Annotated in this window: 15 protein-coding genes; 5 read left to right on the top strand and 10 right to left on the bottom strand. The window is 46.4% G+C overall.

The genetic code is table 11. The features are described from left to right. Positions 1-22 precede the first annotated feature (22 nt). From KAI37_RS10125 to KAI37_RS10105, 5 genes are all read right to left on the bottom strand, one after another. Positions 23-298: a WXG100 family type VII secretion target gene (locus tag KAI37_RS10125; RefSeq protein ID WP_013309990.1), complete on the bottom strand. Its 276-nt coding sequence runs from the start codon at positions 296-298 to the stop codon at positions 23-25. Between the two features lie 248 nt (positions 299-546). After that, positions 547-1,083, bottom strand: coding sequence for a WXG100 family type VII secretion target (locus tag KAI37_RS10120; RefSeq protein ID WP_025719059.1), 537 nt, complete (start codon positions 1,081-1,083; stop codon positions 547-549). A 5-nt stretch (positions 1,084-1,088) separates the two neighbouring features. Further along, positions 1,089-1,931: a hypothetical protein gene (locus KAI37_RS10115; RefSeq protein WP_220031160.1), complete on the bottom strand. Its 843-nt coding sequence runs from the start codon at positions 1,929-1,931 to the stop codon at positions 1,089-1,091. A 16-nt stretch (positions 1,932-1,947) separates the two neighbouring features. Beyond that, on the bottom strand, positions 1,948-5,943 hold the full coding sequence (gene essC / locus KAI37_RS10110) for a type VII secretion protein EssC (protein WP_220031159.1): 3,996 nt from the start codon (positions 5,941-5,943) through the stop codon (positions 1,948-1,950). Positions 5,944-6,010: 67 nt separating this feature from the next. Continuing rightward, positions 6,011-6,331 carry a hypothetical protein gene (locus KAI37_RS10105; protein ID WP_023988263.1) on the bottom strand — a complete coding sequence of 107 codons (321 nt, stop codon included), beginning with the start codon at positions 6,329-6,331 and terminating at the stop codon, positions 6,011-6,013. 389 nt (positions 6,332-6,720) lie between these two features. On the opposite strand from KAI37_RS10105, the gene KAI37_RS10100 reads away from it, so the two are divergent. Further along, complete coding sequence (locus KAI37_RS10100; protein WP_013370782.1) at positions 6,721-6,960, top strand: hypothetical protein; 240 nt, start codon at positions 6,721-6,723, stop codon at positions 6,958-6,960. Between the two features lie 128 nt (positions 6,961-7,088). Here the strand turns inward: KAI37_RS10100 and KAI37_RS10095 are convergent, their stop codons facing one another. Continuing rightward, positions 7,089-7,238 carry a hypothetical protein gene (locus tag KAI37_RS10095; RefSeq protein ID WP_023988262.1) on the bottom strand — a complete coding sequence of 50 codons (150 nt, stop codon included), beginning with the start codon at positions 7,236-7,238 and terminating at the stop codon, positions 7,089-7,091. Positions 7,239-7,454: 216 nt separating this feature from the next. On the opposite strand from KAI37_RS10095, the gene KAI37_RS10090 reads away from it, so the two are divergent. After that, the gene (locus KAI37_RS10090) at positions 7,455-8,474 is read left to right on the top strand and encodes a flagellar motor protein MotB (protein WP_258383060.1); all 1,020 of its coding nucleotides are present in this window, start codon (positions 7,455-7,457) and stop codon (positions 8,472-8,474) included. 118 nt (positions 8,475-8,592) lie between these two features. Here the strand turns inward: KAI37_RS10090 and KAI37_RS10085 are convergent, their stop codons facing one another. The 3 genes from KAI37_RS10085 to KAI37_RS10075 all read right to left on the bottom strand — a co-directional run bounded on the left by KAI37_RS10085 (position 8,593) and on the right by KAI37_RS10075 (position 11,191). Continuing rightward, on the bottom strand, positions 8,593-8,931 hold the full coding sequence (locus KAI37_RS10085) for a L,D-transpeptidase (RefSeq protein WP_013309983.1): 339 nt from the start codon (positions 8,929-8,931) through the stop codon (positions 8,593-8,595). Between the two features lie 82 nt (positions 8,932-9,013). Continuing rightward, a complete protein-coding gene (gene rsgA / locus KAI37_RS10080) occupies positions 9,014-10,111 on the bottom strand; it encodes a ribosome small subunit-dependent GTPase A (RefSeq protein WP_025719067.1) in 1,098 nt (365 codons plus the stop codon). 483 nt (positions 10,112-10,594) lie between these two features. Continuing rightward, positions 10,595-11,191, bottom strand: a complete 597-nt coding sequence (locus KAI37_RS10075) for a DUF2087 domain-containing protein (protein WP_104495336.1) — start codon at positions 11,189-11,191, stop codon at positions 10,595-10,597. A gap of 295 nt (positions 11,192-11,486) precedes the next feature. On the opposite strand from KAI37_RS10075, the gene KAI37_RS10070 reads away from it, so the two are divergent. The 3 genes from KAI37_RS10070 (at position 11,487) to KAI37_RS10060 (ending at position 13,552) form a co-directional block, all read left to right on the top strand. After that, the gene (locus tag KAI37_RS10070) at positions 11,487-12,458 is read left to right on the top strand and encodes a YpdA family putative bacillithiol disulfide reductase (protein WP_076292678.1); all 972 of its coding nucleotides are present in this window, start codon (positions 11,487-11,489) and stop codon (positions 12,456-12,458) included. A 22-nt stretch (positions 12,459-12,480) separates the two neighbouring features. Continuing rightward, positions 12,481-12,924 carry a DUF441 domain-containing protein gene (locus KAI37_RS10065; protein WP_013309978.1) on the top strand — a complete coding sequence of 148 codons (444 nt, stop codon included), beginning with the start codon at positions 12,481-12,483 and terminating at the stop codon, positions 12,922-12,924. Positions 12,925-13,039: 115 nt separating this feature from the next. Next, positions 13,040-13,552: a hypothetical protein gene (locus tag KAI37_RS10060; protein WP_023988256.1), complete on the top strand. Its 513-nt coding sequence runs from the start codon at positions 13,040-13,042 to the stop codon at positions 13,550-13,552. A gap of 133 nt (positions 13,553-13,685) precedes the next feature. Here the strand turns inward: KAI37_RS10060 and KAI37_RS10055 are convergent, their stop codons facing one another. Then, on the bottom strand, positions 13,686-13,988 hold the full coding sequence (locus tag KAI37_RS10055) for a HesB/YadR/YfhF family protein (protein ID WP_013309976.1): 303 nt from the start codon (positions 13,986-13,988) through the stop codon (positions 13,686-13,688). Positions 13,989-14,075: the final 87 nt, after the last annotated feature.

Genomic DNA, 14,075 nt, shown 5'->3' with positions numbered 1-14,075 from the left:
AATGCCTATCAGGCAAGGCAACTTATTTCGTTTGGTCAACCGTACGGAATTTGTTAGCGATAGCTGTCAATTCTTGGCTGATGCTGTTCAAAGTCGTTACGAAAGCTTGCATTTGTTTGCTAGCTTCCTGAAACTCTTGGAAGAAGCGTTGTTTAGTCATACCTTCCCATTGACCTTCCATACCTGAGATGGACTGTGTCAAACTGGAAACGATCTGTTGGCTTTGCTCACCACTTTGTTTAAATTGGTTAGCCACCTGATCAACCTGTTCTGGGGTAATTAAAATGCGTCCTGCCATTTTTTGCGTCCTCCTTGATGATAAAGATGTTTTTGTTTTATCTAGTTCAAATTGTACTATGGCTATTTAATTCCCTACAAAAGGCAAAGGACCTAATTGTAACAATCCCACTTTTTAACTATAAAACAGCACCTAACAGTATAATATTAACAAAACAACCACCTAATAAGTCCCATAAAACCGGGAACTGCGAAACGAATCAAGTAAATTTTGCAGTCGATCCAGAATGTCCCGGAACGCGATCCCAACTAAGCGACCGGTTGATCTCTTGCTGTAGACGGATCAGTAAAATACCAATCCTGCGGACTGCTAGAAGATGCCTGCATCAGAATATCCTGATGCAACGTTTCTACATCCGAAGACTGTACGCCAGCAATGGCATGTACGACAGACTGCGGGTTTGAAATCAGACTGCCTGCTTCCGAAGCTTGCCCAGGCAGAATAGACGGCGATTGCTGATTCGACCAATCGAGCATCGTGACAGGTCGTCCCAATGGTTGGCTGGCAAATGACAGAATCGTTTGATAGTTGTGGTCAACAGACTGAAACTGCTCTGCCTTTCGGTTCAGTTGTGTACCTGATGTATGGAGGTAAGCATGGATCTGTTCTGACATCCGCTTGGCCTGCATCCAATGATTCAAGATCGCCTCGCGTGCAGATACATCCCAATCCAGCGATTGTAACGCCTGCTCCAAACCTGCTGTTAACTGTTGAATTTGCTCCGCCGCATGCTGTAGCTGCCCGCTAAGCCCCCGAAGCACATCCGGTTCAACTCGAATGCGCATATCCATCACCCTTCTTCTGTCACTTCTTCATTCACTGCCGACTGTTTCAACCAATTTAATAATAAATCCACAAACTGATCCCTTGAAGCCATAGCTGCAATCAGCCAGTCTCCGTTACCACTTGAGCTCATTCGAAATATCCAGTTCATTGCAGGACACAGGACAAAGGCTGCCCGTTGTGATTCCCACTCCCTGCCGTTCCATACCAGCAATTGCAGTTCTCCCTCGGCTACACGGGAACTCAAAGACTGAGCCAGTCTTGCAGCCCCCTCTGCATCTCCGCTAGCCTCGGTCAGTTTACTGCTGATCAGAGACACACTTTCTCCTGTCGATTGCTCGTGAATTTTATTAAATGCCTGCTTGGAGAACATAAGTGCGGGGGATTCAGGCACAAGTCGATCTACCCAACCCATTTTATCAATCAATGTCTCGCAAGCCTTTTCCACATTACCCAGATCATACAGTCGATACTCATCGGGTTCATCAGCGGATTTCACGAGTTCCACTACACGCTCGTTCGTGCAATGGAGATAGCCTTCAAACTGCTTACCTCCCCGCACATAGCGTATACGGCAAGCCCTGTTGGATAATCCCGCGATCGCGACTCTTGAGAAAACGGTAGGAGGCATTGCTAGCTCTTTGCCCTTATCTACCCGCTTTAGATAACCCTTTTCCAAAAGAGTAGCTTTTACCTGCTCCCACTCTTCCGCCAACTCCTCTGCTAGATAGCCCTTAAACGGATCTTCCACCCCAAGCAGTCTGTCAGAACCCAGTACGCCTGCCAGAAAAAACAGTTCCTTCGCCTTGAGGGTTATTAACTTCTGCTTGGAAGCTTGAAACGTTAACATTATGAGCCACCTCCCTTCAAACTACAACATGCCATCGGTCACGAATTTTCGTTATCCAATCCTCACAGCTAACTTGCTCTGAGAAGGGAATTGCCGCTTTTATCCTGGTAAATTTGCGCCGTACGTAGTATCCCTGCCCAGGTGGCAGGACTTTTAGGCCACCAGCAGCGGCGTTCGCCTCCGAATAAGGGATACGAAAGAACGATAGATCATTCGAATCTAGTGTTCCAAATAGCATACCGCTTTGGCTTGCCTTGACATCATTAAACCAGTCCACACCAAAGGTAGGGAAATCAGATGGCACACCCGATAGCACGACATGCACATTGCGATCACGTCCCAACCGTACAATGGCGGAGAGCTGATCCTTTATCATAAAATCGTTCAGTTGCTTACTTAACATATCCGCATCATCAATGACCAGGAGCAATTCGGGATCATTCCCCTCCTTGTTCCGCTGTTGAACGATATCATACACTTTCTGTACCAGAGGTCCCATTTCTTCCTCGCTTTCGGCAGCAGCCTTAACATGAGGAAGATGCCGTAATCTAGATAGTCCTCCGCCTCCATAGCGTGTATCGATCGTATAGACTTCCAATTGATCAGGTGATGTGTAATAAGCAAGCGATATAATCCAGCTCATTAGAAAAGAGGTTTTTCCACCCTCCATTGGACTACCCACTATAAAATTGGGTCCTTCTTTCAGATTCAGGAGAAAAGGCTCAAGATCGTCACTCTGTAGACCTACAGGTACTTCATAAGGAAGTGCACCCGATGGTCCACTTGTTCGATCCCACTGCTGAAGCAGTTCCGACAGTGGAATCCGCTCAGGTAATTGGAGGATGGCTGGTGCGTGCTTGCCTTTCCATTCCTGCACAATGCCAGTAATATTGCGGCGTAGCCGTGCTGATCGCTCCGCCTCATCTTCTCCTGGTGAAGGCAATGCCGTCTGGAACTCCAGCGGAGGAACATGCCCTTTAACCAGAGCGCGGCCTGGAATTAACGGTCCTGGCGTTTTGGCTGGTCGTCCTACCGCATAGTAATAGTCACTCGGGTCGGACATTTCAAAAGAAACAGCATTCGGTATGTTACTGCGGAATTTCTCAAACACATCGGTAATCCGGTTCGCTGTAATGATAAACGTAATACCTAGACTGCCTCCTTCTCGCAAAAGAGATTCCAGCAGTTCATTTTCATCTGGATAAGCATTGCGGAAATTAAGATATCCATCAATAACTACGACAATTTGCGGAATATCCTCGACAGCAGAACGTCGATAAGAGCTTATTGTTTTGACACCAGCCTCGGAAAGCATTTCCTTGCGTATGGCCACCATCTTGAACAGATAACGGAACAGTCGCTTGATCCGGTCATCCTCCTCAGCCATCATAACAGCCCCGATTTGGGGAAGCTCCCCAAAGTCGCGCATCGTTCGACCCATATCAATGATATAACCGTTCCAATGATTCGCTGCAAAACGCTGAGCCGTGGACATCAGCAATGTATGCAAAAAGGTCGTCTTTCCCATGCCCGGCATGCCATACACAGCCCAATGACCATGATCCAGCGATGCATAAATTGGCTCCTGCCGCTGATTCGGCAAATCATCGACCAGACCAATAAGGGCCTTCAGCTCCAAAGCTGATGATGTACTATCTATTTCGGTGCGTGCAGGCAGATTTGTTAAATCCAGCAATTCAGGCAGCGGCGGAAGCCACGGTCCCTGAAGTCGTTCGATCCCTGCCTTAGCAGCCTCATTCGCAATATAATCAATAAATACTTGAAGCTGTTTAGGGGCTTCTTCTCCTTTTAAGCCTGAGCTTGCCCGTTCGCCGCCCGTCAGTAGCGCTTCACGTTTCCCGTTCAGTCTCACTTCATGTACAGGTAGTGCAGAAGAAATATCGCTGTTGCCTATATACGGCGCACCGCTCCAAGCAAACTGCATCTCTTCAAACACCTCGTCGCTACCGACCTGAAAATATCCTCGGCCCGGCTTCGTAATCCACGCGGCATTCGGTATTTTCAACATGTCACGGCTATCACCTTCGCTTTGCACCCGTAAGCAGATGCGGAACCTGGAGTTACTCCAGATCTTATCATCTACGACACCTGCGGGCTTTTGCGTCGCCAAAATCAAATGGACACCTAGTGTCCGCCCAATCGCGGCAATACTGATTAGCTCGTCCATAAACTCTGGCTGATCCCGCTTTAATTGTGCAAATTCATCAATAATAATAACTAGATGAGGCAGCGGTTGTTCCTGCCGCTGCCGGAGTAGTCTGTAATATTCATCAATATGCTGTAAATTGCCTGCATCGTTTAATATCTTCTGTCGACGAACCAGTTCTGCTTTGAGAGATATTTTGGCACGTTCAATCAAATTATTGTCCAAGTTCGTAATCGTACCCACAACATGCGGCAAGTTAACGAACGTGTTGGACATGCCTCCACCCTTGTAATCGATCAGCATAAAAGCAAGATCATGCGGATGAAACTCGGCAGCAAGCGAGGCTACGATGGACTGGATAACCTCACTCTTCCCTGAACCGGTTGTACCGGCGATCAAGCCATGGGGACCATGTCCTTGACGCTCTATCTTATCATGCAGGTTAATCATAATCCTCTTACCGCCTGCTCGCACGCCCATCGGCACAGGTAAGGTATCGGGATGGCGGTTACGTCGCCACCGATCTGCCACGTCCAGTTCTTCCACACTCGCTACGCTCATCATATCAAACAGAGGCAACACAGCGGGAATATCAGAAGCAGAGGAACGCTTCAAGCGAATAGGAGCCATGTACCGTGCCAATGCATCGGCTTCCTCTTTTGACAAACGATCCGGTTTAAAACTTTGCTGTTCAACCTCTGCCGATTCTGATTTGCGGGCATATACGCCCTGCTCTTTGGAAGCCTCCACAATCAGCTGACACTGCATCGGCAAAGCCTCTTTACGAGAAGCCAGCACAATCGTACACGCATCAATGGCTCGGCCATCCTCCAGTAACAACGGCAGCAACGGTTCTTCCTCAATCAGCTGGGTGTCAGATAAAACAACGACATAACACGGGACTTCCATCCCTTTGCCCTGGCGATCATTGCGATTATTTTTACGGCGGTTCAGTCTGGCAAACAGAAAATCAGCTAGTTGATGTGCACTGCTACTGCGGTCTGACATCATCCTCTGGATTCGGTCATCATCCCACACATGTGGGAGCCAGCGCATCCAAGTCCATTCACTTTCCTCTCGCTCGTCATAGAAGGAAGCGATTTTCACTTCATCTGGCGAGTGACGAACCGTCACTTGTGCCAAGATGACTCTTAACGCAGCAAGGGTATGCTCCCGGTCGCCGACCAATCCAACCACTTTGGATTGAAACAGCGGTAATGCAATGGAAGCAGCGTCTACCAGACGAAATTCCTCTTCCAGTTCATCCGCAGCTCCCAACAAAGGATCTCGGTCATAACCGTCTGGGCGTGGAATTTGCAATTTAATATGAAAGGGAACTTGTCCAGTCCCAATACGCACCTGCAAAAAGTCCTCATCCTCCGGTGATCGTTCCCAGAGTGAACTATTGCGGTTTTTGACGATTTGAGTGCATATTTGCGGGTCACCGTGAATTTCATATAGTGTGCGAATTTGCTCCTCGCGTTTCATTTCAAGTTCTTCACGATGCTTTTGGAGCTGTTCCCGGTACATCCGGTCCCGTTCCTCCAGCTTACGCTTGTATTCCTTCTTATTATTTAAATAGACGAAAAAAGGAATCGTATAAGATGTAAGCATCATGACCACGGTGACCATCTGAAACATCAAATAGTTACTGTTACCCATCTTGCCTGTTTTGCTCATATATACGTAAAAGCCTATAGTCACCAACGTCATCATTAACGGAATAAGTATAGATATAATAGAAAAAGACGGCTTGCTCGGCTCAGCCGGAGGCCGTAAAATCTCCAGCTTCTCCTCTCGGAGTGCCGGCCTTAATCTCGGGGATCGCTGGTATAATGCATTCAAGACAAAAGTCCCCCTTTTCGCTTACTATTTCATTTTACCAAGGTTTCATATAATTTCATGTGTGTATTTACCCATTTTTTTCACTTTGAAACAGAGAACGCCTTCCATACACAGGCGCTTCGTCCTGAGTTGTCGAAAAAGCGCGCTGAATACGTACAGTACAGCCTTCCCGCAAGCCTGATCCTGTGAGTAGCTGGTTATCCCCCACCCTGAACCAAAGCCCTTCCGGGAACTTTGCTTCCATAATATATTGCATGCCTTCTGCCGGAGGTTCGCCGAAAATGCGCACACCCAGCATCAGCTTTAAATGTTCCACCGAGTATTCATCAGCTACCTCGATGTCAAACCACTCTGTTTCCTGTCGTCCTGAAAGCACGGTCAGGATCATCTGTCATCCCTCCCGATCCTTAATATATAGCAAAGTTCACGCAAAAAGCCTATTTCTACGGAAATATGGCTATCGTAACTGTAGCATCCGACTATTAGACTGTCAATTTGTTACAAAATACCCACTCTAAAAATAAAACAGCGACTTTAGTCATATTTTCTTACATTAGTAGAGTCATTGGTATCAATAATATGTATTTAGTCGTTTCTAATACGGCTATATACGTCATTTTGTCGATTAGTTAGAACTAAATTCGATTGTTCCCTAGATTGTTGTGAACACTTTGTAAATTTTTCAGACCTTTATGTTTTTATAAGGTGTTTTTAAGGTAATTTTAAGAAACGGGCACTACAATAAAGCCATGAAATAACTCAGGCGAGGTGATTTTTGTGAGAACATTAATTACATTTCAAAACAAACGTATTCCCGTATACTTCAATCAAGAAAATAAGCAACCGGTACAAAAAACTTTAAAACTTCTAAGTAACACTTTGGAGAATAAAATCTCCAGCGGCAAGCGTGCCCTTCAAAAATGTCTTAACTCTTTGATCAGTATAGAGATTGTCGGTTGTGAAGCCATCCTGCATAGCGTTAGTGAAAATGATTCATTGGCATTGTCCCTCTATTAAGAGGGACTTTTTTTTGTCCACATTAGACACAAAAAAGAGAGGGGCATTTCAGCACCCTCTCCATATCAGCAACTTTGAAACATGATACATGTGACTTACCGCAGCTTATGCATTTGATCAGACTCTATTTAAAGTATTCTGCGATAACCTTTTTTACCGCCTCGTTCCTTATTCTGCGCCTTCTCAATCCGTATTCTAAACAGTTCTAGTAAATTAGCGCGTGTATGCTCTTCCCGGCAGTTGTCCAGCTTTTTTAAGATAAAACGGTCAATGGACATATGACTCAGGCTCCTTTACAGCAAGCTGCCCCTGCTTTTCAAGGGGATGATCAGGCTATCCATTTTTAACCATTCTGTACGTTGTTTAAACAGGTACGTTCCTTATAGGATAAAGCAGGCGGGATTACATAGCCTTTAATTAGGGTAAATACATAAAGTTTCGAAAATTTTATCACGTTAAGCCTGGAAGCTATGGACAAGGAGCGAGCAAAAACCATGAGTAAACACATGATTACAAAAATAGGCTGGAACCTTTTATGTGCATTCTTAATCCTAACGATGCTGGCTGCATGCAGCAGGGAAAAAGCTTCAACCCGGAGTATGGCCCAACATGAAGCTGAAGCACGTGCCTACACCGTAACGGGTAATCCCAACCAAGGCGCATCATCCCTTGATGAACGAGCTGCCAATCATACACCTGTTCATCAGCAAAGCAGCAGCTATGTCGAAATATCAGGTGGCGTTAGCATTGATAAAAATACCGTGAAAGTTACAGGACATTCCAACCTCCCGGCCGGAGCACGGATCAAAGGGAATCTTGCGGTCAAAAACTCCCTGTTAACTGGGTACACGGATGAGACCACCATTCAAAAGGACGGAAGTTTTGTACTTCAGGTACAACGCCCTGGAATACAGGGCAGTATGGATCTGACTGTTCTGTTCCGTCCGGATGACCAAGACAATGAGATACGAAATCTGTATGGTAGCGGTGGAAACAAATTGGAAGGTCCTTATGTATATCAATACGAAGAAAACAAACAGCTTTTGCATGAAGTTCGGATTGGGGCTGAATTTGATCCTGAACAAGAACGCAATACTCCTTTAGTTAAGCCCGTCTGGAACAAGCCTAAGGACTACGGTGGCCCTCAAGTGTGGATTAAGCCTGATGTGAAGCAAGAAGGTAACTATTATCATGTATATGCGCGCAGCAATTTGCTGGAAGGGTCGGACGTCAAACTCACGATTGATTTTCCGGGACGATGGCAGTTTGGCTACGATGATCAAACCCAAGTTATGCCTGACGGCTCCTTCAGCATGAGGGTTAAAAAGCCGAGCCTCGCCAACCGCTACACCATAGTCATAAGTTTCGAACCAAACGAAGATATGTGGACCAACGCCAAACAGGCGTACGGTACACAAGGAGAACGTCTTTCGGGACCGTTAGTCAAATCCGCAGACGACAAAGAGGGCTCCAAACAGATTGAAGCCCGTATCCCTATCCAACCCAAATCGTAACAAAACGCAGCATCTAACTTAAAGTTACGGCTGTTCGCCATGAAATACACTTCACAGATACAGCCTATGACACGGTTTCCACGTCTGAGCAGGTACAGAATCTAGTGTCGTCTAACCGCTACGGCTGTATCGTGACTGGCGTGCCTATACTTACCTTCTCCTGAAGCTCAAGCACATCCTTATTCTGCATTCGAATGCAGCCATGTGACACCAGCTTGCCAATGGACCATGGCTCATTGGTGCCGTGAATGCCATAATGCGGCTTGGACAGCCCCATCCAGAACGCTCCGAAAGGGCCGCCGGGATTGGGCTGTTTGTTAATAATCGTAAATTGCCCATGCGGTGTCTGTGTAGCCAGCTTGCCAATACCGACTGGATAACTAAGAACAATCTGATCTCCATCTTTCAAATATAAACGACGATCCGATAAATCCACCACAATGCTGTAGTTCGGCATATATTCACCCCTTTATACCATATGCCGACTACAACATAGATTTTCTTATATTTTTACATTTGATGCTTCACTGCAGTTCGGCTTACCACTCCACATCACGTCGCCAGCCGCTTCGCTGATCCCTACGACCCGGGGTTGTGCTTGAACGGCTATCTTTCCTGCGCCGGTCTGCCTCCTTACGCGCCTGATATTCCAGTTCCCGCTGCATTTTGCGATAATTGTTCACTCTGGATTCCGACAATTCCCCTCTCTCTATAGCTTCCTCCACTGCACATCCAGCTTCGCCCTTATGCTTGCAATCTGCAAAACGGCATTGCTGCGCCGTTTCCATAATATCCGTAAAGGTATGAGCGACACCCATGGAATCATCCCACAGATTTAACTCGCGCATACCAGGTGTATCCAGCAAAACGGCTTGCTTTGCGATGGGAAAAAGCTGTCGGTGAGTGGTTGTGTGCCTGCCCCGGCTGTCTTCCTCCCTCACATCCTGTGTCAGTTGAACCTCAGACCCGGAGAGCCAGTTTACTATCGTGGATTTTCCACTACCGGAAGAGCCTGTCAAAGCAACTGTACAGCCAGGTTGAAGAAACGCCTCCAGTTGCTCTCTGCCTTCGTTCTGCAAAGCAGAAATAACGATAACAGGTACACCAGGGGCAACTCCCTCCGCTTCAGCAACCCGTTGTTCGACATCTTCACAAAGATCACTCTTACTCAAAACGACAACTGGGTTTACCCCGCTGTTCCAAGCCATAATTAAATACCGTTCCAGTCTGCGCATATTAAAATCATGATTCAGCGCATTAACAAGGAACAACGTATCCACATTGGTAGCGATCAGCTGCTCCTTCGTCTCAAAGCCCGCGGCCTGTCTAGATATTCGACTTTTCCGTGGCAAGACGGCATGGATGACTGCATCCGACACTTCATCTGGCGTAGTGATTGCTAGCCAGTCCCCTACGGCAGGCATTTCCGCCGGATCGACAATAGCATGTCGTAGCTTACCTGAAGCCGCTCCCCAGCGTTCTCCATCCATTGTGATAAGCTTCACCTTTTGTCCATAATCGGCAATCAAGCGGGCAGGACGTACCTGTGTATTTCCTGCGCGTTCTTCAAAACTTTGTTTCCATTGGTCCCAAAAACCGTTCCAGTAATCAGACCAACCGTATTCATGTATACTCATTGTTTTCCTCCTGAAATCATTGTTAATTTTTTGATCGTAGTGTTATTGGATCGGTATACATTTTTCTCCCCGCATGCAAACAACGCAAAAAATCCGCAGGGGGTTTCCCTGCGGAGAGTATACGATTCAGGCCGATGTGATCCGTTCGTTCACTTAAGCAAGCAGTCCTCACAGACCACTCCCCCAGAACCAGCAACTGGATAACAAGACGCCTAACCATAAAAAATCCGCAGGGAATCACTCCCTGCGGATTTCGTTGGTTCTACTGTCCAACCAACTGCTAAGCCAAGACTATAGATCTATACAGTCTTTAACCGTGCATCGTCCGTGCGGGAGACAAGTCATTCTGCTGCTGAACCCATCCATTCATGTTCGTACGCATATAACATCGCCTCCTCCTAAAATTTCCTTTATCATACAGGTCCATCAATTGTCTGTCAAGGCTGCCCACGAAACTTTTTTGAAATCTTTGTCAAGTTTCGTTTAGTGTACCTGATCCCAGCGCGTCCACATCTCACGCGGGTTCAATTCGTACATTTCCCGTTCCCTGTACATAAACTGATGCATAATCAGCTCACGACGAATCGTTGCAAAATCCTCATGGTATTGCTTGATCCACTCGTTTAATTCACGTTCAGGATATATGCGGCCTGGCTCCAGCTTTTCTGCCAGCATCTGAAGTACGATTAATTTTTTCTTATACTGCGCAGGGATTTGGCGCAACTTGCCGTCCTTGGAAAAAAAATTGCGTAAGACCGACGCCTCCAACGTTTCATTCAACTCTGACATCTCTTCCTCCCCCTCTCCTTTTTCGAAAATAAATCGCACCGTCGCCTCGGCATGCTGCCGGATCAGCTCTGGATTCAGTGTAAAATACACCATGTTTTTATCACGTCGTTCCTTAATCACCCCTGCCTCACGGAGTTTGGAAGCATGATGTGTAACAGTCGGCTGGGACAAATTCAGCTTTTTCGCCAAAGCTTGACCATGCATCTCCCCACGGGACAAAAGAAGTAATATTCGCATACGCGTTGGATCAGCAAGTGCTTTATGATAATTGACCATTTTATCCAGTTGCATCGTTATTGCACCTCTTTTCACTAGTACATACTTGATATGCAAGCGAATTCAATCACACAAATTAGATATATATCTAATTATATGTTTGATAAAAGTAGCTGTCAATCTTCACCGTCCATCATCTCCTTCTGAAAACGGCTGGATATTGTGTTCGCATTGCGGTAGGATTATTATTTGAAAACTTCTCACATACTGAGCTATTTGTTTCAATCCTGAGATCCGTTTTTAATCGTCAAAATAATGTTAACCCTACAAAACTGGCGTAATAAACCAATACAACTGGAGGTTCATCCAAATGTACGACGTAATCATTATCGGTGGCGGACCCTGCGGACTATCCGCTGCAATCGAATGCAGCCGCAGAGGTTTGCAAACTGTCATTATTGAAAAAAGCAACATCGTTCACTCCATTTTTCTGTATCCGACGAACATGCAGTTTTTTAGCACCGCCGAACTACTGGAAATCGGTGATGTTCCATTCAGCACCCCTAATGACAAACCTTTTCGTCATGAAGCACTGGCGTACTATCGTAAGGTAGCCACTCATTATAACTTGAACATTCAGCATTATGAGGAGGCCCAGTCCATTCATCGCCAGGATGACGGTACATTTACCGTACATACACTGAGCAAAGGGGAAATAACCAAAGCGTATTCGTCACGCTATGTCGTTGTGGCTACAGGATATTTTGATCATCCGAACTATTTGGGCATTCCTGGGGAACAATTGGATAAAGTCACGCACTATTTCAGCGAAGCCCATCCCTATACAGGAACCCGGGTCGCAGTCATCGGTGGCAGTAACTCTGCGGTAGATGCTGCAATGGAATTGGTGCGGGTCGGAGCTACGATTGATATGGTATATCGTCGAAGCGAGTTGTCCCAATACATCAAGCCGTGGGTTCGTCCACTGTTTGACAGTATGGTACAAAAAGGGAAGATCACGCTGCACTTAGGCGCACGCATTACCGAAATTCATCCAGACCATGTCGTAGTCACTCCGCTGGACACTGAAGCATTCCGGCTCGAAAATGATTTTGTACTGGCACTGACTGGATTTCACCCGGAGCGAAAACTGCTGGAGTCTGTCGGCGTCCACATGGCTGAGGATCTGGACAAACCAGAATTTAATCCTGCCACGATGGAAACGAACATCCCAGGTATATATGTCGCTGGGGTCATCGCTTCAGGCAGCAATGCCAATGAGGTGTTTATTGAAACAGGCCGCTGGCACGGGCGACAAATCGCCGAACATATCCAAAGCTAAATAAACGAAGGAGAACATCTGTATGGATTACAGCTCACTTATCTTACTGGTATTGGCTGGTCTTGGGATTGTTAGTGGCAACTCTACCGTGACTATTGCCATGGTTGTATTACTGCTGCTGCGGGTAACCAGCTTTCATTCTGCTTTCCCCTGGCTTGAAAGGTATGGCCTGACGATCGGAATTATTATTTTGACGATTGGGGTCATGACCCCGCTAGCCAGCGGTAAAATCAGTATCAATCAGGTGATGGAGTCTTTCCTGCACTGGAAATCACTGCTCGCGATTGGTATCGGAATTCTGGTAGCCTATCTTGGCGGCCGCGGAGTAACTTTGATGTCTGGACAGCCCATTATTGTGACAGGTCTACTGATCGGGACCGTCATTGGCGTTGCCTTCTTTAAAGGAGTTCCTGTTGGACCTCTGATTGCTGCCGGATTGCTTTCCTTGTTAATCGGCCGCAGCTAAATTCGCACAACAAATATAGGAATAAATGATAGCAATCTGCATGTCGGGCTGAATTCAGTCCCGCTTTGTGGTATACTCATATCGCATAATTTGGTAAATGCAGGAGGCTTGACCGATGTCTCGACAATTTGTAACGGAAGCTGTAATGGTGGCTATATACGGCCAACTACTTACATCTCCCGCCCCTGTGGAATATATAGTGCCTTACACATCACTGCTAGAGCTATACGAATTCCAGGATAGCACAGAGCCGCTCATGGATAATCCTATGGACGATCAACATGTGAAGCGGAAGGTAAGCGAGTTGATCAGTTATTTTGAGGAACCGTTGAATCAGAAGAAAATTCGGCGTGCCCTTCAGATGCCTTGGGCCAAGAGCTTGCCTATTCTATTCGATGCCAATACATCACTCATTATCATTAATGCTGTTGATACTGCGCATTACGGAGAATATTTTGATCCGATTGAGACTGAACTGGTGTTGACAGCTCAGCGTGAATCATTACCTATTCTGACGGATCAATTGGACTGGATCCACCGCATTATCGAAGCTTCCGTACCTGTACATGTGTACGACATTGATGATTTTGATTTTGCACTCGATGGCCCGATACTTAACAACCCTTAACATACGCCATACCCGCCTTAACCACAAAAAAGCGGCGGAGCATCATGTACAGGTTCATCTCCTGTAACACGATACTCCGTCGCTTTTCATGTCCAAGAACAACTATTTGCACGCTATGATTGACAGTGGAGCGCTAAGCTTGTCCATCCTCAACATAGGTGTAAATAATGTCATCATGTTCCTCCAAATACTTAACTTCCAGATGATGGCCCTTCAGATACCAGTAATCCTGGTCCTCCATATAAAACGTAATGCCAGCCGCTTCATGCTGTAATACGGGGTGCTGCGGAGGCTCTACGGCAATTCCCAGAGAAAAGCCTGGATGCAACCCGCCGCCAGAGCTATAGCGAACAAAAAAACGGATCGAATCTCCACGATTCAAACTAAGCTCCTTAATGTACCACTGTGCCGCAGGTTCAGTTACCTGTATGCTCATACGTTATGCTCATCTCCTTGTACAATGACGTCTGCCAACTATATCATAGCATCTTTTAGAATGACCACCAACCGTCCCAACCCAGCG

Origin of the sequence: Paenibacillus sp. S25 (assembly GCF_019454085.1) — a bacterium.
GTDB classification, from domain to species: domain Bacteria; phylum Bacillota; class Bacilli; order Paenibacillales; family Paenibacillaceae; genus Paenibacillus; species Paenibacillus polymyxa_B.
This window is presented reverse-complemented; position numbering and strand designations above follow the sequence as displayed.